This window comes from Ruegeria sp. BI7, assembly GCF_056537925.1.
The window spans coordinates 354,876-375,335 of sequence record NZ_JBQFSK010000002.1; the positions used below are offsets into that span (position 1 = coordinate 354,876).

General features: G+C 55.9%; 16 protein-coding genes. 6 read left to right on the forward strand and 10 right to left on the reverse strand.

Features of this window, described 5'->3' with window-relative positions; genetic code table 11:
- Positions 1–10: 10 nt before the first annotated feature.
- Positions 11–898, forward strand: coding sequence for a hypothetical protein (locus tag ACR0JB_RS09180; protein ID WP_480789856.1), 888 nt, complete (start codon positions 11–13; stop codon positions 896–898).
- Between the two features lie 392 nt (positions 899–1,290).
- Here the strand turns inward: ACR0JB_RS09180 and ACR0JB_RS09185 are convergent, their stop codons facing one another.
- Positions 1,291–2,145, reverse strand: coding sequence for a Rossmann-like and DUF2520 domain-containing protein (locus ACR0JB_RS09185; protein ID WP_480789857.1), 855 nt, complete (start codon positions 2,143–2,145; stop codon positions 1,291–1,293).
- 156 nt (positions 2,146–2,301) lie between these two features.
- Here ACR0JB_RS09185 and ACR0JB_RS09190 point away from each other — a divergent pair, with 156 nt between their 5' ends.
- Positions 2,302–2,433, forward strand: coding sequence for a hypothetical protein (locus tag ACR0JB_RS09190; protein ID WP_480789858.1), 132 nt, complete (start codon positions 2,302–2,304; stop codon positions 2,431–2,433).
- A 250-nt stretch (positions 2,434–2,683) separates the two neighbouring features.
- Here ACR0JB_RS09190 and ACR0JB_RS09195 read toward each other — a convergent pair whose 3' ends face one another.
- The gene (locus ACR0JB_RS09195; RefSeq protein WP_170351185.1) at positions 2,684–3,469 is read right to left on the reverse strand and encodes a FadR/GntR family transcriptional regulator; all 786 of its coding nucleotides are present in this window, start codon (positions 3,467–3,469) and stop codon (positions 2,684–2,686) included.
- A 326-nt stretch (positions 3,470–3,795) separates the two neighbouring features.
- Here ACR0JB_RS09195 and ACR0JB_RS09200 point away from each other — a divergent pair, with 326 nt between their 5' ends.
- The 4 genes from ACR0JB_RS09200 to dld all read left to right on the forward strand — a co-directional run bounded on the left by ACR0JB_RS09200 (position 3,796) and on the right by dld (position 9,915).
- Entirely contained in the window at positions 3,796–4,845 is a 1,050-nt protein-coding gene (locus ACR0JB_RS09200) for a TRAP transporter substrate-binding protein (RefSeq protein ID WP_170518204.1), read from the forward strand.
- A gap of 118 nt (positions 4,846–4,963) precedes the next feature.
- Entirely contained in the window at positions 4,964–7,027 is a 2,064-nt protein-coding gene (locus ACR0JB_RS09205) for a TRAP transporter large permease subunit (RefSeq protein WP_480644400.1), read from the forward strand.
- 12 nt (positions 7,028–7,039) lie between these two features.
- Positions 7,040–8,224 (forward strand): alpha-hydroxy acid oxidase, encoded by a 1,185-nt coding sequence (locus tag ACR0JB_RS09210; RefSeq protein ID WP_170395148.1) that lies wholly within the window; start codon positions 7,040–7,042, stop codon positions 8,222–8,224.
- Complete coding sequence (gene dld / locus ACR0JB_RS09215; protein WP_170395151.1) at positions 8,221–9,915, forward strand: D-lactate dehydrogenase; 1,695 nt, start codon at positions 8,221–8,223, stop codon at positions 9,913–9,915. Before ACR0JB_RS09210 ends, dld begins: the two co-directional genes overlap by 4 nt.
- On the opposite strand, the gene ACR0JB_RS09220 is transcribed toward dld, so the two are convergent.
- The 8 genes from ACR0JB_RS09220 to ACR0JB_RS09255 all read right to left on the reverse strand — a co-directional run bounded on the left by ACR0JB_RS09220 (position 9,891) and on the right by ACR0JB_RS09255 (position 20,443).
- Positions 9,891–11,429, reverse strand: coding sequence for a M81 family metallopeptidase (locus tag ACR0JB_RS09220; RefSeq protein ID WP_170395154.1), 1,539 nt, complete (start codon positions 11,427–11,429; stop codon positions 9,891–9,893). The genes dld and ACR0JB_RS09220 overlap by 25 nt on opposite strands.
- Positions 11,429–13,075, reverse strand: coding sequence for an amidohydrolase (locus ACR0JB_RS09225; RefSeq protein WP_480789859.1), 1,647 nt, complete (start codon positions 13,073–13,075; stop codon positions 11,429–11,431). Before ACR0JB_RS09225 ends, ACR0JB_RS09220 begins: the two co-directional genes overlap by 1 nt.
- A gap of 11 nt (positions 13,076–13,086) precedes the next feature.
- Complete coding sequence (locus tag ACR0JB_RS09230) at positions 13,087–14,010, reverse strand: oligopeptide/dipeptide ABC transporter ATP-binding protein (RefSeq protein WP_170362623.1); 924 nt, start codon at positions 14,008–14,010, stop codon at positions 13,087–13,089.
- Positions 14,007–14,987: an ABC transporter ATP-binding protein gene (locus ACR0JB_RS09235; RefSeq protein WP_170505878.1), complete on the reverse strand. Its 981-nt coding sequence runs from the start codon at positions 14,985–14,987 to the stop codon at positions 14,007–14,009. The genes ACR0JB_RS09230 and ACR0JB_RS09235 overlap by 4 nt, the downstream gene beginning before the upstream one ends.
- Positions 14,984–15,841, reverse strand: coding sequence for an ABC transporter permease (locus tag ACR0JB_RS09240; RefSeq protein WP_170362625.1), 858 nt, complete (start codon positions 15,839–15,841; stop codon positions 14,984–14,986). Before ACR0JB_RS09240 ends, ACR0JB_RS09235 begins: the two co-directional genes overlap by 4 nt.
- A gap of 12 nt (positions 15,842–15,853) precedes the next feature.
- Positions 15,854–16,792 (reverse strand): ABC transporter permease, encoded by a 939-nt coding sequence (locus tag ACR0JB_RS09245; protein ID WP_170395162.1) that lies wholly within the window; start codon positions 16,790–16,792, stop codon positions 15,854–15,856.
- Between the two features lie 87 nt (positions 16,793–16,879).
- Positions 16,880–18,445 (reverse strand): ABC transporter substrate-binding protein, encoded by a 1,566-nt coding sequence (locus ACR0JB_RS09250; protein ID WP_170351175.1) that lies wholly within the window; start codon positions 18,443–18,445, stop codon positions 16,880–16,882.
- A gap of 21 nt (positions 18,446–18,466) precedes the next feature.
- The gene (locus ACR0JB_RS09255; protein WP_170395164.1) at positions 18,467–20,443 is read right to left on the reverse strand and encodes a CocE/NonD family hydrolase; all 1,977 of its coding nucleotides are present in this window, start codon (positions 20,441–20,443) and stop codon (positions 18,467–18,469) included.
- Positions 20,444–20,460 lie beyond the last annotated feature (17 nt).

Genomic DNA, 20,460 nt, shown 5'->3' on the forward strand with positions numbered 1-20,460 from the left:
TGGAATGTTCTTGGCTGGTGCAAAAGCAGTCAATGCAGACGGTCACGACTTGCAACCCGGCGAAATTGGCCGGGTCAAGGCCGTTGGCTACGACCGGACCCTGGGCAATTTCAAGAATTTGCAGGCAGGTGAGCCGGTTTTTGATCCACTCAAGGATCCCATTCTTCTTGATAATTGGGTGACCATTCTGCCTGACGGGAGTTTAGATGTATTGGGAAGAGTGGACGATGTGGTTAACATCTGGGGGCGTAGACTGTCGCTGACTGCCGTTACCGAAATCGCAGAAAACGTAGCAGGGATCGAGCGGGCCTTTGTCACCGTCGCGCAAATTCGCGAGGCAGATGCGGTTGCCATTGCCATTGAAACCAAACGCAAGGATGTCGACATTCTGGAAAAGGAATTGCGGCAGGCCATTACCGAAAATTTCTTTCCCGCCGCCGCGCCATTGAGATTTGTACACACAGAGGAACTGCCGCGTCTTCCCAGTGGGAAATTGGATCGTAAAAGGCTTCGATCAATATTGGAAAATGGGGGGGCAGACACATCTGGTTTGCCAGCGCGGCAACCGAAGGCTGCTACTGTGTCTGAGTCACCTCTTTCCCCAATGCTTGAGGTGTTGCGAAACTTCGCAGATCACGAGGGGTTGGTCTCGCGCGCAGGTTTTGATCCCGACAACACACACCCGTTTCTCGATTCCATCCTTAGCCTGATACTCATGCTGAGCATTGAAGAGAAGTTTGGAAATATCCCACCCGCAAACGCCTTTGATCGTCAGGAATCAGCAACCTGGCGCGAGCTTGCAGAAGCTCTTGGACCGAAAGCCTGTGTTAACTCGCGTTCTGAAAAACTGATGTTCCTAGGGTCGGACTTTATTGACGCAGCGCCTGAGACAGTTTGAGGGTCAATAGCCTGCCAGGAATGTTGGAAGGTTCCGGCCCAGAGGAGTGTTTTGGAGGCGCTTGCCAAAAACACGCCCCGTCGGTGTTGTGGCACAGAACTGTGGGCACGGCAGTACTAGCGCCTTTTCCGCTACATTCTGCAAAGTTTTCAATGTCCGCTCGACAGAGGTACTGGACGTCAACAGCAAAGCTGCCCCGGGAGAACGGTTCCCCGATCAGAACACTCCGGCATAGCTGAGTTAGAAAACACCACTGAACTTTGACCAGGTCGACGATGAACAACTGAAAACCTGTGCAGTTTGAAACAGGTCTTTAGATCACGCGCTGCTCCACCATCTTCTTTTGGTTCTTGCTGGGGCAATGCGATCTCTCGAAAACTGACTATCGAAACTCAACGATCAGATTTGGTTACGCCACTCGTTTTGAGTGACCGGGCCATGTCGCTCAAGATTCGGTAAACCTCCCCAGCATCAGGGTGCCAGTCCGCAACATCTTCACCCTGCGAGGTGACAACTTCATCGTCTCCTCTGGCTGCTGGACCGGTCAACGCGCGTTGGGGGCCCAAGGCAATGACGTTCTGAGCAGTGCTTTCCATCAGTTTGGCGTTCAGTGGCGCGATAACATCTTCCGAAACGCCGGCCACCGTCCATGCTTCTTGCGCAATTGCTTGTAAAACCACGGCAAAATTGTTCGAAATCACAGCCCCGGCGTGATAAAGACTTTTGGCGTCGGAACGGATCGAAAAACATTCAGCGCCAAGATTGCCTAACAAGGGCCGAAGGAATTCAAGGGCGTCGGCGTCTCCTTCCAGCCCACATAGCGCACCCTTGAACTGATCCTTTGCCTTGTCGGGATCTGCAAAGGACAGAACCGGATGGACACTTGCCAGACGCCAGTTCAATCCGCGCAGCCGAGCCATTTCATCGGCCGCAAAATACCCGCTGCAGTGAAAGGCGATGGGTGGTTTTGGTGTGCCATCTGTCGCGGAAAGCTTTGTTGCCAGATCAGAGGCAACCGCTGCTATCTGAGTATCAGGGACAGCGATGACCCAAAGATCGGCGGGGCGTAAATCGGAAATGCTTTGCACGGCATGACCGGCGTTTGCCCTCTCAACGGCTTCCTGAGCGGAAGCGAAACGCGCGCTCAGGACGTCTTGAATTTGGCAATATGGTAATGAGTTCAACAGGCTCAGGAAGGTCTGGCCGACCCGGCCCGCGCCGATCAGGTTTGCTTTGATCTGGTCCATATCCACTCGGTCCAATGCGAAAATTCGATAGGTGCAATATGCCACGTGGCTTCCCGGTCCGCCTCAAAGATTTTGGGACCGCGCAGTTTTACATTCAGGGCTTGCAGCTTCAGATGGTGGTTGCCGCAATCGATCATCCGTCAGGAAGGATCAGACATGTCACAGATGATTTTTGCGATTGTAAAAATTTGCAAAACCCTGCTCGACATCCATCAATTGCGAGATATGGGAACAGCTATGAAAATACTTGGCTTCTACTTGAACAGTGCGAATGTCGCCGGTGGCTAGATGCGACTAGCCCCAAGTAGAAAAGCGCGCAGGGCTATCTTTATACAACGGTCGACAAATTCGCTGATCCACTAGACTTTGTTATCGCGCAGTTTTGCTCCGGCCTGAGCCAGATGTTCGGCAATCCACGGGATCGATTGTTGCGACCCACCAACAACCAGCAGCGGAATATTTGGCTGCGCTGCCCTGGGCAACAGATCGCATTGTCCTTAGGCAAAGATGTGTGGCCCATCCTCATGATCTGAAAGCGCTACGAAGGTTTTTGATCCGACAGCAGACGGCGTTTTTCAGCCATTGCTTCCCTGCGGCTGCGTTCGATCCCCAACCTAAAGGACTCCTCGACGAAATCAATGTGGTCGGTTGCGGCCTTTTCTGCACGTTCCTCGTCGCCGTCGATTACGGCCCGGCCAAGCTCCATATGTTGATCCAGCAGCTTCTTGCCGGTGCCATCGATCGTCTTAAGAAAGTCGCGATTGTAGAATACACCCTTGCGCGTAAGTTCGTAGATTGAAGCCATGATATGGATCAGCGTTGCGTTCTGGCTGGCGTCGACGATTGCAGAGTGCAGCGCAAAATCTGCCTCTTGAGAGGCTTTGGTGTCGTTTTCACGCCAGGCGCGTTCATTTTCGACCAAAATCTCGGCAATCCTCTCTTGATCTGCTTTTGTCGCGCGGCGCGCTGCAAGGCGGGCGGCAAAGCCTTCCTGTTCGCGCCGATATTCCAGGTAATCGAAAAAGGCGGGCTCATGTCTCTCATAAAGTGCGAGTAGTGCCGGCATCATGGCCTGACCTGTCAGAGCCGCGACAAAGGTTCCTTCACCATGTTGCGTCGTGACCAAGCCGCGCTCTTCCAGAACGGACAGAGCCTCGCGCAGTTTCGGGCGCGAGACGCGCAGCATCTCCGCGAGGTCTCGTTCCGAAGGTAGTTTGCGACCCTGTTTCAGGATGCCCGAGGCGATCAAATCTTCGATCTGAGACACAACAGCCTCGGCCAGTGATTCGTGTCCAACCGGTTCAAATATCGCTGTGGGGCTCATGGTGCTGTGCCTCTGTTCGATGTCTTAAGTAAAGATCACTGGTAAATAAATATAACCATAATCTGTTTAGATTCAAGCAGTGAGATCCGGAAGATCACCGTATTACAGATGACTGTTTTTGAACGTAATTTGATCGATTTTCTTTTCTTCTTTGCGAGTGACGTATGTAGCTGAGGTGACTGCGTTGTTACGTCGGCTTAATTCCAATGGTAAATAAAGTTATTGACTGGTTTTTATTGGTAAAGTTAGTTTACCACCGGAATGGTGTGGGAGGGACCTGCGCCGCTGATCGGGACAATGTTCCGACCTACCCTGGAGGAGAATTCATGAAGAAGACCCTGACGAGCCTCGCCGTAGCTGCCAGCCTGCTGGCCGCACCTGCAGTTGCCGCAGACAAACTGTTGCTGAAAACCCCGATTGCCTTTTCGACCGAGCTGCCGGGCCTGGGTTCACCGATCCCGCGCGTTGCCGAACAGCTTGAGTTGATGTCGGGCGGTACGTTGAAGATGAAAGTCTACGAGCCGGGCAAACTGGTTCCGCCGTTTGAAATTCTTGACGCTGTATCTACCGGCAAGATCAATTCTGGCTACACTACGGCCGGATATTGGGCGGGTAAAATCCCTGCCGCGCCGCTGTTCTCGGCTGTTCCTTTTGGCCCCGAGGCGGGCGAATACATGGCTTGGCTGTATTACGGCAACGGCCTGACTCTTTACCAAGAGATGTATGATCAGGCGGGCTTCAACGTCAAAGTTCTGCCCTGCGCGATCATTGCGCCTGAAACTTCGGGCTGGTTCGCATCCGAGATCAATTCACCCGAAGACCTGAACGGCCTGAAGATGCGTTTCTTTGGTCTGGGCGGCAAAGTGATGCAGAAACTGGGCGTGGCGACCTCGCTGCTGCCAGGTGGTGAGATCTTCCCTGCGCTGGAAAAAGGCGCGATTGACGCGACCGAATTTTCGATGCCTGCCATTGACGCGCGTCTGGGGTTCCACAAGCTGGTCAAATACAACTACTTCCCCGGCTGGCATCAGCAGGCAACTGTGTTCGAACTGCTGATCAACAAGGACGTCTGGAACGAAACCAGCGACCAGCACAAAGCGATCATTGAAAGCGCCTGTAAAGCTTCGATGGCGGACAGCTTTGCCGAAGGCGAAGCCATTCAGCACGCTGCGCTGATCGACAATATTGAAAACAACGGTGTCACCATCAAACAGTGGTCGCCTGAGATGCTGGATACCTTCCGCACAACTTGGGATGAGGTTGCAGCAGAAGAAGCCGCTAACGACGCCTTCTTCGCTCAGGTTTTGGCCGACATGAACGAGTTTCGCGACGGCTACGACCTCTGGAAAACGAATGCGTTCCTCCCTCGTCAGTAACCTCCCTTGCTGACGCAACCGGGGCGGCGGGATCCGTCGCTCCGGTACCTATTTCCTGATCTTCGGAAATTCTAACCTTTCACTGCCCGCGCGCCGGGCTGTCGAGCGAGGTATGACCATGACCACACAAAACAATCTTACCGATCCGGTCGAAGCCTATGAAGGCATCCTGGAACATCCCGAAACCGATCGTCAGAAGATCGCGGTCGCGATAGACGCAAGCGTCAAGGCTGTCGGCCATGTGGTCATGTGGGCAAATGTCCTGCTGATGGGGGCAATTTTCACCCAGGTCGCTCTGCGTTATTTGCTCAGCCAGAACTACCCCAAGTTGGACGAGATCCAGTGGCATTTCTACGGCATCGTGACGATGATCGGCATCTCTTATGCTTTGATCACCGACAGTCACGTGCGCGTCGATGTTCTGCACATGCAGCTGTCACGCCGGGCGCAGCGGATCATCGAGGTGATCGGTATTCTTACCCTGTTGACCCCGTTCATCTATCTGATGATCGATCAGGGGTACGACTATTTCTACGAAAGCTTCCGGGTCAATGAACGCTCAGACAGCCCAACCGGTCTGCCTGCCCGCTGGGCTTTCAAGGCGGTAATCCCGATCAGCTTTGTTCTTCTAGCACTGGCGGCGCTTGCGCGACTGATCCACGATGGGCACGCGCTTTTGTATGGACCGGCCTCAGAGCGCGAAGGTGCATCTTTGCGTCGTATCCTGCTGGTTCTGGCCGTGTTTGCCGCTGTTTGCGTCGGCTTGACCTTCCTCGTGGAAACTACCGAGGAAAAGCTTGTCATCGCCATGTTCCTGACCTTCATTGCGCTGTTGTTTACCGGGTACCCGGTGGCCTGGGTTCTGGCGGGTGTCGGCGTTGCCTATTGTGGTCTGGCCTATCTGTTCGACAACGATCTGATGCTGTGGACCGGGTTGGAGAGCACCTTTACAGGGCTCGACTATCTGACCCTTGGTGCGGTTGTGAACCGTGTTTATGCGACGATGTCCAATGCGGTTCTGGTTGCGTTGCCGATGTTTATTTTCATGGGTCTGATGCTGGACGAATCCGGTGTTGCGGAACGTCTGATGTCCTCGATGCAGCGCCTGTTTGGTACAGTGCGTGGAGGATTGGCCATCACCGTTACCCTGATCGGTATCATTCTGGCGGCCTCGACCGGTATCATCGGTGCATCAGTGGTGTTGCTGGGCGTGCTGTCCCTGCCGTCAATGATGCAACAGAAATACCAGCCGACGCTTGCGGCGGGCGTGGTCTCGGCATCCGGTACGCTGGGTATTCTGATCCCGCCCTCAATCATGCTGGTGATCATGGCCGACCAGATGGCGCTGTCGGTGGGCGACCTGTTCATGGCCGCGGTCTTCCCGGGTGTGATCATTGGTGGCCTTTACCTGACATACATCTTCATACTCGCACTGGTGAAACGTGACGCGGCCCCCGTGCCTGAAGGCGCGAAGGCCCCCGACTGGGCTGCGGTCAAAGACGTAATGATCGCCGTCATCCCGACGCTAATGCTGATCCTTGCAGTGCTGGGTTCAATCTTCGCGGGCCTGACTACACCGACCGAGGCGTCAGGTATCGGCGCCTTGGGGGCGACGCTGTTGGCACTGAGCTATCGCAAGCTTACCTTCCACAAGTTGTGGAACGTGCTGGTGTCGACCTTCAATACCACCGCCTACATCTTTGCCATCTTCCTTGGTGCAACCGTGTTTTCGTATGTCCTGCGGGAACTGGGCGGCGACGAGTTGATTGAACATGTGGTGCAATCCACCGGATTCAGTGCAAACGGTACCATCCTCTTTATCCTGTTCATCGTCTTCCTGCTGGGGTTTGTGTTGGACTGGATCGAAATCACGCTGATCGTGCTGCCCCTGATGCGCCCCATCGTGAACGGCCTTGGTATCGACATCCCGGGCTTTGGCGTTTTGGACGAACCCGCGCTGGTGTGGTTCGTGATCCTCGTCGCGGTGACGCTGCAAACCAGCTTCCTGACACCGCCCGTGGGTTTCGCGCTGTTCTATCTAAAAGGCGTTTGCCCGCCCGAGATCAAGCTGATGCACATCTACAAGGGGATCATTCCCTTTGTGCTGCTGCAGCTTACCGGTCTGGCCCTGGTCTTCTTATGGCCGACCCTTGCCACCTGGTTGCCTTCGGTCGCCTATTAAGGAGTTCGCGTGATGCGTCTGAGCCAATGCCACAACTTTCATGACTTTCGGCGGCTGGCCAAAAAGCGGCTGCCGGGGCCCATCTTCAACTATATCGATGGCGGTGCGGATGACGAGGTGACGTATCGCGAGAATACAAACGCGTTTGACCGCTGCGATCTGTTGCCCTCGGTTCTGCGCGGGGTATCGGATGTTGATATGTCCGTCACAGTGATGGGTCAAAAGCTGGACATGCCCGTCTATTGTTCGCCCACAGCACTGCAGCGCCTGTTCCACCATCAGGGCGAACGCGCGGTGGCCGCAGCGGCCGAGAAATACGGCACCATGTTTGGCGTATCGTCACTGGGCACCGTATCGCTTGAAGAGCTGCGGCAAAAGCACAAGAACCCGCAAGTCTATCAATTCTATTTCCACAAGGACCGCGGCCTGAACGCCGCCATGATGCAGCGCGCCAAAGAGGCCGGTGTCGAAGTCATGATGCTGACCGTCGACAGCATCACCGGCGGCAATCGCGAGCGTGACCTGCGCACCGGCTTTTCGATCCCGTTCCGGCTGACGTTGGGGGGTATGATCCAGTTCGCAATCAAGCCGATGTGGGGGATCAACTATGTGACCCACGAGAAATTCCGCCTGCCGCAGTTAGAGGAACATGTAGACATGGGTGGAGGTGCGAGTTCGATCGGCGGGTATTTCACCGACATGCTGGATCCGTCGATGACCTGGGACGACGTCGCTCAGATGGTGCGGGATTGGGACGGTCAATTTTGCCTGAAAGGGATCATGACCGTTGAAGACGCGCGTCGCGCGGCCGAGATCGGATGCACCGGGATTATCCTGTCAAACCATGGCGGTCGTCAGTTGGACGGCTCGCGCACGCCGTTCGACCAACTGGCCGAGATCGTCGATGCGGTCGGAGACAAGCTGGACGTGATGATGGACAGCGGTATCCAGCGCGGAACCCATGTGTTGAAGGCGCTGTCACTGGGGGCAAAGGCCGTTGGGGTAGGGCGTCACTATTTGTATCCGCTTGCCGCTGCGGGGCAGGCAGGTGTCGAACGCGCGTTGGGATTGATGCAGGCCGAGATTGAACGCGATATGAAACTGATGGGTGTGACACGTATCGACCAGTTGAACCGCAATAATGTCCGGTTCAGGGACACTGCGCCCACTTTGAATGTGCAAAGGGACGCAGCATGACCAATGAGGACCTGATCGGGACGTTCCGCGCCATCGTCGGCTCTCGCCATGTCCTGACCGACAAACGCGCGACTGAACGGTTTTGCCGCGGCTTTCGCTCGGGTGAGGGCGAGGCATTGTGTGTCATCCGACCGGGTACGCTGTTGGAACAGTGGAGGGTGCTGCAAGCCTGCGTCGCGGCGGATAAAATCGTCATCATGCAAGCGGCCAACACCGGCTTGACCGAGGGCTCGACCCCGTCCGGTCACTATGACCGAGATGTGGTCCTGATAAACACTCGCCGGATGGACACCTTGGTCCCATTGAATGACGGCGCGCAGATTGTCAGCTTTCCGGGTGCCACACTTTTCGCACTGGAAAAACTACTGGCTCCGCTGGGACGCGAGCCGCATTCGGTAATTGGGTCGTCCTGTATCGGGGCGTCGATTGTTGGTGGAGTCTGCAACAACTCGGGAGGTTCCCTGGTCGAACGCGGTCCAGTTTACACTGAACTTTCGGTCTATGCCCGGATCACCGAACAGGGTGATCTAGAGTTGGTCAATCATCTGGGTATTGATCTGGGCGAGACGCCCGAAGAAATTCTGACCAATCTGGACGCCGGAACCTTCAACCGGACACCAGAATCCTCTAATAAACGCGCCTCGGCCAGTGACTATGCGCTGATCGTGCGCGATGTGGATGCTCAAACGCCTGCGCGGTTCAACGCCGACAAGGGAAAACTGTTCGAATCCGCCGGGTCTGCTGGAAAGTTGGCCGTATTCGCCGTGCGCCTTGATACCTTTCCCCAGAACGATGCTGAGAAGGTGTTTTACATCGGTGCCAACGATCCCGGTGATCTGGCCGCCCTACGCCGCCACATTCTGTCCGAGTTTAAAGTCTTGCCAGTGTCCGCAGAATACATGCACCGCGACGTGTTCGATATTACTGCGCGCTATGGCAAGGACACGGTCGTGATGATTGATAAGCTAGGCACTGACCGCCTACCGATGTTTTTTGCCATGAAAGGGGCTGTGGATGCGCGATTGCGACGGGTTCCGTTCCTGCGCAATTTTACCGACCGCTTCATGCAAATGGCGGTGGCGCTGTGGCCACGAGTTCTGCCCAAAAGAATGCTGGGTTTCCGCGACCGGTTTGAACATCACCTGATCCTTAAAATGAAGGATGCCGGGATAGATGAAGCGGCCAATTGGTTGCCCGGCTTTCTGGAAGATCGCGACGCCGATTTCCTTGAATGCACAGCGCGTGAGGCCAAGATTGCGGGGCTGCACCGTTTCGCCGCTGCGGGGGCCGCCGTGCGCTATATGGCCATTCACGCAGATGAGGTTGAGGACATCATCGCCTTGGACGTTGCCCTGCGACGCAATGATCAGGATTGGCTGGAAAACCTACCACCCGAGATAAGTAATCAGCTTGTCCACAAGCTCTATTATGGACATTTCATGTGCCACGTGATGCATCAGGACTATGTGGTTCGAAAAGGGGCGGACCCTAAGGCATTGAAGGCGGCGATGCTCAAATTGTTTGATGCGCGCGGCGCGGAATATCCGGCCGAACACAATGTGGGCCACCTGTATGCCGCGAAACCCGATCTGGCGGCACATTACAAATGTTGTGATCCCACCAATTCGTTCAACCCCGGAATTGGAAAGATGTCCAAAGCACGGAACTATGCCGGGGTTGCACCCGAATAGCCAACAGTGTCGGGAACGTCGTCAGCAGCAGACCCAGCAGCGATGGGCAGCCTTCTGGTGATACGGGTGTAGGGGATTTTTTTCAGGTCGCAGAGAAAGGTACCTGGTGAAGAAACCGCAAAAACCTCTTCTGCAATAGGTTCGAAATCTGCTCGGAAATGGGCTGTACTCTTCACGCAAATCACCGAATAACTCGTTGGATTTAAACCAATATGCGTGAAATGCGCGCGATCCAGGCATTGGTTGCGTATACTTGTGACGACAAGATCAATCTCAGCCTTGTGCCCAACCAACCGAAGGGCCGCCGTCTTGCCGAGCGTTGCAAAGCCACCACCATACATTTCACCCGTATAGCGACATGTGCCATCACCCAATGCCAGAACTTCAAACTCTGCTTTGACCGGAACGTGACCCGCCAAGTTGGATTTTGCACCAACTGCCAGATTGACCAATGCACCTTCACCCGCCGCATGGGCTTGCTCTGCACTTTCGGGATCATTAAATAGGCCCATCAAAACGCTTGTGACTCCACCCTCTATCAGGGCTGCCAGCAATCCAGTGGTGTCAGACGTCCCACCCGCACCGGCGTTGTCCTGAACATCAGCCAATACAACCGGCTTTTCCCGTCTTTGGCGGCCTGTCAAAATAGCCTCTTCCAGAGACAGCATGGAACAATCAAGGCGGGTTTCCTGGGCCAAAAACAAGTTGACGATATCTTCAACGGCAGTGGCCGCTTTATTCGCTGTGGTTGCGTAGGCAACGCAGGACGGGCCGGTTTCGGGAAAATCCGCCGCCGTAAAGCCAAGCGCGATTTCTGTCAGTACATCCTGCTGCTCGAATCTTGCTGGCAATTGATAGATTTCGTCGAATGGCGCAGAGCCGGTATATTGTGCATGCAGCGGAATAAGATATGGCACCGCTTGAAACGCTTTGCTCAGTGTTTCACCTGCAAGCAAGCGCTGTAGTACAGGAACGCACCTTGCGCCTGTTTCCGCCATATCCAGATGAGGGTAGGTGCGAAAGATCGACAGGTAATCTGAGTGTTCAACCATCTGAGCCGAGATGTTGGCATGCAGGTCCAAACTTGCCACCACTGGAATTTCTGGGCCCACGAGATTGCGGACGCGACGCAAAACCTCTCCCTCACCATCAGCTAGGCTTTCGGTGACCATCGCGCCGTGCAGATCAAGATACACGCCGTCAATCTGACCCGCAGCGCGGATTCCATCCAATAACATCCCGCAAATCGTTTCGAATGCGTGATCGGTTACATGAGCAGATGGCTCTGCCGAACACCACAGTATCGGCACGACTTCAAACCCTACTGCGGTAGCCGCTGCAGCAAAACCTGCGGCGGGCAGGTTCATGCCAGCCGTTTCCGAAATAACCTGCGCGCCTAGCAGCATACTAGGCCAGGAATCCGCCATCTCAAACTCGGCCAGACCAGCCTTTGTCACACCATAGCAATTGGTTTCATGCTGAAACCCCGCGATCGCGATGCGCTTGGCCGTCATTAGGTGTGCTCGACTTCTTGTTCGGTGGGCAGTGCTGAAAATACAATTTGACCGTTGCGAATTGTTTCAAGCACCCGTGTGTCTGTCAGGTGATCCGGGGCGTGCAAGGGGTTACGCGAAAGAATGGTGAAATCAGCGACCTTACCCGGCTCGATAGACCCGCGCTGATCCTCTTTGAAGACTTGCCAGGCCGCGTCGATAGTTTGTGCGCGCAAGGCCGACAGAACGCTGATCTTTTGATCCTCGCCAAGCATACGGCCCGAAGCGGTTTTGCGATTTACCGCGCAATGGGCCAAGTGGATCGGACGTGTCGGCGTGACCGAGGCGTCGTTGTGGATCGTGTATCGCACGCCGAACTTTTCCGCTGACGCCGCAGGGGAAATTCGCGCAGACCGCTCTGGCCCCAGGAAGGTGTCAAAGTGGCGATCCCCCCAAAAATACACATGAGCGGGAAAGAAGCTGACGGTCAGGCCAAGTTGGGCCATACGCCTTAGCTGATCATCCCGCAGGGCCTGACCGTGGATAATGGTATGGCGATGATCTGCGCGGGTGTGCGCCTGCAGGGCTTTTTCAACCGCATCAATGAACATCTCGGCGCCGGCATCGCCATTGCAGTGGCAATGAATTTGCAGACCTTTTTCATGAAGCTTGCGAACGTCAGCATCCAGCTGCTGTTGCGAGGTGTAGACCATTCCGCATGGATGATCCGAATCTATCGGTCGATAATAGGGGGCCGACAGATAGGCGGTCTGCAACTGAAACGCCCCATCCGTGAACAGCTTGCGCGGACCCAGTGTAAAATGTGGGTTGCCGGGCCAATTCGCGCCGATCCAATGCGTGCTTAGTTCGGGCTCCAGTCTTGCGATGGGCAAAAGCTCAATGTCTATTCCCGGGTCCTGATCTGCGGGCAAACTGGCAAAGTGATCCAGCATGGCTTGCGACGTCCAGGCATTCTGCGCATAGGTTACACCGTGGGCCAGGTATTCGTCACGACAGGCATCAAAGCCCTGCCAGAATCTTTCCCGGTTGATAAGGAAATCTGTGTCGCCCATCTCACCCATGGCCGATAGCCCTTCGATCAACCCCGTTAAGGCGCCGGTATCGGGATCGCGACCAAAGCGGCCACCTTCCGGGTCAGGGGTTTGACGGTTTATCCCGCGCCTCTTGAGTGCAACAGAATTTGCGGCCCCGTTGTGACCCGACGCATGGATAACCCAGATGGGATGGCGTAATGATATGTCGTCCAACTCGGCCCGTGTGGGCATTCGGTGTTCTAGAATGGACGTATTGTCAAACGACACCCCCATGACCCATTCACCCTCGGGCGTCGCGTCGGCTTTTTCTCGAAGTCTGTCCAGCGCCTGGGCCATTTGTGTGCAATCCCCCAATGGGGGCGGGGACAGGTCAACACGGAACAGTCGGATAAACCCCGGATCCGGGAAGTGCCCGTGTGGGTCGATAAACGCAGGAATCAGAGTGCGCCCCTGCAGGTTATGCTCTTGGACATCAGAAGGCATGCGCGCGCGCAGGTCAGCTTCGGACCCTACCGCCTGGATTCTGTCACCTGCAGTCAAAACTGCCTCAGGCGAAGAGTTCTGTGCATCCATCGTCAGGATTGTGCCATTGAAATAGAGTGTGCTTGGCATTGGACTACCTATTAGGACAGCGGGGCCAGACAACGCAGGCCGTGGCCTTCGCCCACTTCCCATTCTGGTGTCTGGGTGCAGATATCCTTGGCAAAAGGACAGCGCTCGCGGAATTCGCACCCAGAAGGGCGCTTGAGCAGGCTGGGGGGTTCACCTTTAAGGGCGATCCGTTCCAATCGCGCATCCGGGTCGGGTTCTGGATTGGCACTCAGAAGACAGCGCGTATAAGGATGGCGCGGGTCGTTGAAAATCGTCTCGGTTGTGCCTTCTTCGACCAATCGGCCCAGATACATGATGCCCATCCTGTCGGCCACGTGGCGCACGACGCTGAGGTTATGTGTGATGATAACCATCGCCAAACCCAGCCTTTCACGCAGATCGTTGAGCAGGTTCAGCAATTCGCCCTGCACCGACACATCAAGGCCAGCGGTTGGTTCATCCGCCAGGATCAGCTTGGGCTCCAGCGCCAACGCACGGGCTACGCCCACACGCCGTGCCTGACCACCAGACAGCTGGTAAGGATAACGATCCGCAAAATGCGTGGGCAGGTTGACCATTTCCAGCAGGCGCTTGGCCTCGGCATCCAGATCGCGGTCCTTCATACCCTGAATGCGATAGGGTTCTGTGATCAGGCTGCGGATCGTCAAGCGTGGCGACAGGCTTCCGACCGGGTCCTGAAACATCATTGCCATGTCCTTGCGAAGCGGACGCATGACCTTTTCCGGCGCGCCTCGAATTTCCTGGCCTTCGAAAGTGACCGAACCATCCTGCGCCGGGGCAAGTCCCGCAATGGCGCGAATAACCGTCGTTTTGCCAGAGCCACTTTCACCAACTAGCGCATAGGTCTCGCCGGGTTCTACGGTAAAGCTGACGCCCGCCAGAACATTGACCGGTCCATAGCTGGTTTTAAGGTCCACGACGTTCAGCAAGCTCATGTTGTGGCCTCCTCATGGTTCAGCCAGCACGCAGCATGATGGCCTTCTTTTAGTTGATCCAAAGGGGGCACCTCGCTCGCGCAGCGTGCCATCGCTTGATCGCAACGATCTCTAAAAATGCAGCCACCTGGCAGGTTGGCCAGATCGGGCACTTCACCGGGGATGGTCGGCAAAATACGGGCACGTTCCTTGATGTGACCGGGGTCGCATTCAATCAGACGGCGCGTGTAGGGGTGTTTGGGATTGTGGAAAATCTCACGCACGTCGCCGCTTTCGACAACTGCACCAGCATACATCACAACCACCCGGTCGCAGAGTTCCGCAATCACGCCCAGGTGGTGAGAGATAAACAGGATGGCACAGTGAAACTCGCGCTGCAGTTCTTGCAGACGCTCAATGATCTGCACCTCAAGCGTCGCATCCAGCGCCGTAGTCGGCTCATCTGCGATCAAAAGATCAGGTTCGGACATCAACGCCATCGCAATGGCGATCCGCTGGCGCATCCCGCCCGAGAATTCATGGGGATACTGTTTCAAACGGGCTTCGGGATCGGGAATGCCAACGGCGCCTAGCATCTTGGCCGCGTGGGCCAGTTTGTCCGCTTTGGATTGCTTGGATCGGTGCTGAATGTCCAGCATCTGCTGCCCAATGGTCAGAACCGGATTATGCGTTTGCATCGGATCCTGAAACACAATGGATATATCCGCCCCACGCAGGTCACGCATCTGACGCTCAGAGGCTTGCAGCAAATCCTGCCCCTTGAACCTAACCTCTCCTTCGCGGAACCGCGTATTGGGCGCGGTCAAACGCAGGATGGATGAAATCAAGGTGGATTTACCACAACCGGATTCCCCAACAATGCCGACAATTTCACCCTTGTTGATGTTGAAAGTGATATCCCGCAGGGCCTTCAGGTCGCCGCGTCCTGTTTCGTAGTCGACGCTGAGGTGGTCGATTTCCAGAAGTATATCGGTCATCTCTGTTTCCTCAGTTTCGGGTCAACCACGTCGCGCAGGCTTTCACCCAGAAAAGTGAACCCAAGAGTTGCCAGGATGATCGGCAGGCCGCCGCCCACTACCAGCCAAGGCGTCTGGCGGATCAGGGAATAACCGTCCTTCAATAACGCTCCCCAGCTGGGGGTTGGGGGTTTGACACCCAGTCCCAAGAAGGAGAGGCCAGCCTCAAGCGCGATAACTGTGGGGATGTCCATCGCCGCCAGTACCGCCAGAACGCCAATGATGTTAGGCAGCATATGCACACCCAAGATGCGCGCCATGCTGGCCCCCATCGAGCGTTCGGCCAGTATGAACTCGGAGTTGCGCAGCGTCAGCGTCTGGGTTCGCGCCACCCGCCCATAGGTCGGGATCGAGGTCGCCATGACCACAAACACCACGGTCTGAAGGCTCGGCCCGACGAGGGCCACAACAGCAAGCGCGAACATCACGGTCGGAAAGGACCGAATGGTATCGAAAAACAGCATCAAAAGATTGTCGAGCCATTTCGGCCCGTACCCTGCAATCATACCCAGCGTCAGGCCAATCGCCATGGCACCAAACACAGCAGGCAAAGCCACCTTGAGCGCGACTTGGCCTCCGGCAATCACACGCGAAAACGTATCACGACCCAGCTGGTCGGTTCCCAGCAAGTGCGCGGCGGACGGTCCTTGCATGCGGGATTTGATATCCATCGCAATCGGGTCATAGGGCACGATCCAGGCCGCAAATATTGCGCAGAACACGATGATGCCGACAATGATCAAGCCCATTAAGCCAAGCGGGTCACGGGCGACGCCGACTATGATCTGGCCCAGTTCAGAACGAGATTTTTCCATAACTCCCCCTCCTCAATGAGCCGTACGCGCACGTGGATCGAGCAACGCATTGATCAGATCAGCCAATGCGGTCGACACCACGAACAGCGCGGTGGATACGAGGACCGAACCCATGACAATCGGGTAGTTGCGGGTCGTGATGCTATCGATCACCAACTTTCCCAGCCCGGGGCGGGCAAAGACGATTTCTGCAAAAACGGCCGAGCTGAGAAGAAAGCCCATCCCGACCCCAATCACGGTAACCACTGGCAGTATGGCAATACGCAACGCGTAAACCATGACCACGCGACGTTCGGCGATACCAAAGGCCCGGGCCGTGCGCACGTGGCTTTCGCCCATAACTTCCAGCATCGAAGCCCGCACCAGCCGGGCAATATAGCCAACCCAGCTGAGCCCGATTGCAAAGGCGGGCAGGACAAGATGGTCCAGTCGATCCCAGAACCCTTCGCCCGCGCCTATGGCAGGGAACCATTGCAAATGCACGGCGAAAACAAGCAGCGCCAACAGTGCAACAACAAAGGCCGGGGCAGCAACAAAGCTAACGGATACTGCGGCGGTGATCCGATCGATCAAAGTGTTAGGATGCGCAGCCGCATAGGCACCAAGTGCGATGCCCAAGCTTGCAGACCACAGGATCGACGCAAAGATCAGCTCCAGAGTGAAAGGCAATTGCTGAAACACAATCTCGGTCACGGAACGGCCCGAGAAGACGTCAGTGCCAAGGTCACCTTGCAGGAGGTTTCCATAGAAGATCAAAAGTTGTTTCCAGATCGGTTGATCAAGCCCCAGCGCCGCGGTTAGCTGAGCCTGAAGCTCGGGCGTGGCGCGCGGGCCCAGCATGATCTGGACCGGATCGCCTGGCACGGCGCGGATCATCAGGAACATGACGGTCACCGCCACGAAGAGGATAAGCAGCGACAGCCCGAAGCGATGGGTTGCGAAATTCAGCATGGCCAACTGGCTCCTTGCGGCTTGGTGGCTTTGTTTTTGGTACGGCGAGCGTTACGCGCCCGCCGCACCTCGGTCGACCTGGGGAGATCAGGTCGCCTTGCCGAAATAGCGAAGCAGGGACAGGCCATCCGGCCGAAGCGCAGGAATGACACGTGCGCTGTGGATGACCGGTGTCGCCTCGTGGGTGATAAAGCGATAGGCACCGCTATCTTCCATCAAGTCCTGCGCGCGCTGATACATTTCAGCCCGTTTTGCGATATCCGTTTCCGCAGCCGCGGCTTCATGGATTTCGTTGAATTCAGGACTATTGAAACGCTCCCAGTTCCACTTGCCAATCTGTTCAGGCGTAAACCACGACGTCGCATAGTACGGATCAGGGGTCATGGAATAGCGATTCAGTACAAGCTGAAGGTTCTCATTGTCGCCAGACGCCCAGAACGCCCCGGATTCTAGAACATTCACCTCAACCGTGATCCCGATCTGCGCCAGTGTCGCCTGAATGATCTGGGCGGTTGTCGTAAAGGTCGTCTTGTTCAGTGTATCGAGGGTCAGTGTGACATTGGTTTCACCGGATTCCGCCAGCAACTGCGCCGCTTTTTCAAAATTCGCCTCGGGTGGCACAAGCGAAGAAGGTCGATGCCCGGCAAGACCCGGTGCAATGATGCCGGTCGATGGATCAGCGGCACCAAAATAGGCGGCCTCTAGAATGCTGGGTACATCCACCGCGTGCTGGATCGCCTGCCGCAGCTTTTGATTTTGCAGCTTCGGATGCTCGACGTTCATTCCCAACCAGACATAATAAAGCGAGGGTTTTTCAACCAGCGATCCGCCATTCGGAACACCGGCGCGGTACCGCTCGACCGAGCCCAGCGACACACGGGTTACATCCAGCTCACCTGCCTCAAACGCAATCTCGGCGGTGTTTTCATCGTCAATTGGATAAATCTCGACAGTATCCCAGGTCGGCGCATCCCCTTTCCAATCAGGGTTGCGCTTAAGAACCGTCTTTTCCTTGGGTGACCAACTGTCCCGCAGGTACGGCCCGGACTCTGCAACCGGATCAGCCCCGATCCGGCCACCAGCGGCTTCGACTGCCGCTTTTGAGACGATGTTTCCGGTGATATAGGGCAGGGCGATCGACCAGATCGGTGCGAACGGTTTGTTCAGAACAATTGTCCCTTCGCGTTCACCAGTTACTTCAACATGGCTGAATGGCCCCAAGTCGGGCTTGTTCGGACTGTCGGTCGCGTCGTCCACGACCCGTTCCATGCTGAATTTGACATCCTCGGCAGTCATGGCACCAAAACCGTTGGTGAACCCGATATCGTCACGTAGTGCGAATTTGATGTGGGTCGGATCAACCTGCTCAATCATCGTTGCGGCATCCAGCTGCCAGCCCCATTCCTCGCCCGGTTTGTACTGGATCAGCTTGTTGTAGATCGAAGCATGTACTTCCTCTTCAACAACACCAACGGAATGGGCCGGATCCATGTTCTGTGCATCACCATAAGCCCGCACACGCAAAACACCGTCATCTGCAGCAAACGCACGGTCCGCCCACCCCATCGGAAGCGCGGTTGCGGCCCCAAGCGCGGTTGCGCCTTTCAGAAACCCTCGGCGACCGACATTGGCCTTTGTCCATTCGATCTTCATAGTATCCTCCCTTGGATTAATTTACAGAAGCCCGCGCGGAACGGTTTCCGACCATTCCTTTGTCAGAACTTCGATTTCGTCTGCGCCTTCGGTGGCGCGTAGTTTGCGGTAGAGATAGAAATTTTGCGCATCGCAGGTCATGCGGCACTCGGTCGAGATGGCCACCTGCCAATCCGCCCGCTCAAAGGTAAAATTCCAGGCGGTCTCGAAGACGGCGGTGGCGGGATCATCGGGGTGGATACCGTAGTGCATTCGCACATCGCTGCCGACAATCAGATCATGATAAGGATCGCGCGTCTTGCCGTAGTCATCGAACGTTTCCAGAACCACTCGACCATCGTCGGTCATCATGCGTTCGGATTGGGCTGAAGGTGGACGCAAAGGTTCAGCTTCCAGAACCGGATATGTCTGTGCCGGTCCCGGTTCCGAGGCATGAATTTCGCGTGTGACCTCGCGCACCGGCAGATGCAGGGCGCAATCTTGCAAGTGCAATGTCACCTCGGCAGAATTCGGCGCCGGCCAGACGATCGGCCAGTAAGATGTAGACAGGGCCAGCCGCAACACATGGCCCCCGCGTAAGTGATGCGCGCATTCATTCAGGGCTATCTCGGCCTCGTAAATCTGACCTGGCTCCAGCGTTTGTGGCGTCTCATGACTGTGGTAGTGACACAGGTTCAAAGACCGATAGTTGATCCGCTGCGATACACCGTCAGGCGAGACGTCGCACAACCGCGCGACCAGTTGTGCCACTGGTTGATCCACTGAAAATTGAAACTTCAGCTTTGCGCGCCCCAGTAACTCTAACGGAGCTTGCAGCGGTGCGCTGTCAAAACAAACCGACAGGGCATCGTCCCTGGCCTGGTCGCCCGCAAGTTCGTTGTCGATCCGCATGCCTGCACAGAAATACCCCCCATCGGCACCAATATGACAGGGCGACGCGATAGCGACCGTGCCAGACGTCGACTCCTGCGAAAAACCGCCCTTTGTCAGATGCCAGACCTGTTCAGAGACATGAGGCGAAGGCCATGTCGCCTCAGCGATCCAACGACCTTGCCGAGGGCTGTTATGCGCTGTTGGGTTGAAGTGTTCCTGCATATAGGTCCGATACGCAGGCAAATCCTCGGCGCCATTTTCTTGCCCTTTCAGCCAGCGATCAAACCAGCCGATGACTTCTGAGTGAAAATCCGCCGGATCAAGTTTCGAGATATGCGCGTAGCGATGTTCCCAAGGTCCAATGACGGCTTTGGTGGGCACGGTTAGGTTCGCGACCAAAGCCGGGGGTGCATTGACATAAGCATCTGCCCAGCCAGTGATTGCTAATACAGGGGTCTGGATCGCGGACCAATCCTCGCAAACTGAGCCGTGCTTCCAGAAAGAGTCCCGTGTCGGATGACGCAACCAATCCGCCGCAGAGAATGGGACGTTTTGCAGTCGGGCAAGCCAATCCTCTCGCCAATCCGCGCGAAGTTCAGGATCAGCAGGGCGGGTCAGGTACGCAAACATCTGACTGCCCCAGTTCATATTGTCACTTAGCAGGCATCCACCCATAAAATGGATGTCATCCGCATAGCGATCCACAGTCGAAGCGACACTGACCACGGCTTTCAACGCAGGTGGTTGTCGAAAGGCCAGTTGCAAACCGTTAAACCCACCCCATGATATTCCGACCATACCAACCTGGCCGTCACACCAATCCTGCGCGGCAATCCAAGCTATGACCTCCTCGCCATCACGCAGTTCCTGCTCGGAATACTCGTCGTCGAACTGCCCTTCGCTGTCCCCGGTGCCAGCAATGTCGACGCGGATGCAGGCATAGCCCGCCTCTGCAAATACGGTGTGTGTCGTTTCATCTCTTGGCGCAGTGCCATCGCGTTTGCGATATGGCAGGTATTCCAGAATGGTCGGGGCTGGCCCCGTGCCGGGCAGCCACAGTCGTGCTGCAAGCCGCCGCCCGTCGGCGAGGGCGATCCATGTGTTTTCGATGGTTTCGATTGGCATCTGAGACTTATCTGTTG

What these genes read in the sequence shown, in the direction of transcription:
- ACR0JB_RS09195 (WP_170351185.1), bottom strand. Translation starts at nt 3,469, where the DNA reads ATGAGCCCCACAGCGATATTTGAACCGGTTGGACACGAATCACTGGCC.
- ACR0JB_RS09225 (WP_480789859.1), bottom strand. Translation starts at nt 13,075, where the DNA reads ATGCCAAGCACACTCTATTTCAATGGCACAATCCTGACGATGGATGCA.
- ACR0JB_RS09205 (WP_480644400.1), top strand. Translation starts at nt 4,964, where the DNA reads ATGACCACACAAAACAATCTTACCGATCCGGTCGAAGCCTATGAAGGC.
- ACR0JB_RS09245 (WP_170395162.1), bottom strand. Translation starts at nt 16,792, where the DNA reads ATGCTGAATTTCGCAACCCATCGCTTCGGGCTGTCGCTGCTTATCCTC.
- ACR0JB_RS09220 (WP_170395154.1), bottom strand. Translation starts at nt 11,429, where the DNA reads ATGACGGCCAAGCGCATCGCGATCGCGGGGTTTCAGCATGAAACCAAT.
- ACR0JB_RS09255 (WP_170395164.1), bottom strand. Translation starts at nt 20,443, where the DNA reads ATGCCAATCGAAACCATCGAAAACACATGGATCGCCCTCGCCGACGGG.
- ACR0JB_RS09235 (WP_170505878.1), bottom strand. Translation starts at nt 14,987, where the DNA reads ATGACCGATATACTTCTGGAAATCGACCACCTCAGCGTCGACTACGAA.
- dld (WP_170395151.1), top strand. Translation starts at nt 8,221, where the DNA reads ATGACCAATGAGGACCTGATCGGGACGTTCCGCGCCATCGTCGGCTCT.
- ACR0JB_RS09240 (WP_170362625.1), bottom strand. Translation starts at nt 15,841, where the DNA reads ATGGAAAAATCTCGTTCTGAACTGGGCCAGATCATAGTCGGCGTCGCC.
- ACR0JB_RS09230 (WP_170362623.1), bottom strand. Translation starts at nt 14,010, where the DNA reads ATGAGCTTGCTGAACGTCGTGGACCTTAAAACCAGCTATGGACCGGTC.
- ACR0JB_RS09190 (WP_480789858.1), top strand. Translation starts at nt 2,302, where the DNA reads ATGTCACAGATGATTTTTGCGATTGTAAAAATTTGCAAAACCCTGCTC.
- ACR0JB_RS09185 (WP_480789857.1), bottom strand. Translation starts at nt 2,145, where the DNA reads ATGGACCAGATCAAAGCAAACCTGATCGGCGCGGGCCGGGTCGGCCAG.
- ACR0JB_RS09210 (WP_170395148.1), top strand. Translation starts at nt 7,040, where the DNA reads ATGCGTCTGAGCCAATGCCACAACTTTCATGACTTTCGGCGGCTGGCC.
- ACR0JB_RS09250 (WP_170351175.1), bottom strand. Translation starts at nt 18,445, where the DNA reads ATGAAGATCGAATGGACAAAGGCCAATGTCGGTCGCCGAGGGTTTCTG.
- ACR0JB_RS09200 (WP_170518204.1), top strand. Translation starts at nt 3,796, where the DNA reads ATGAAGAAGACCCTGACGAGCCTCGCCGTAGCTGCCAGCCTGCTGGCC.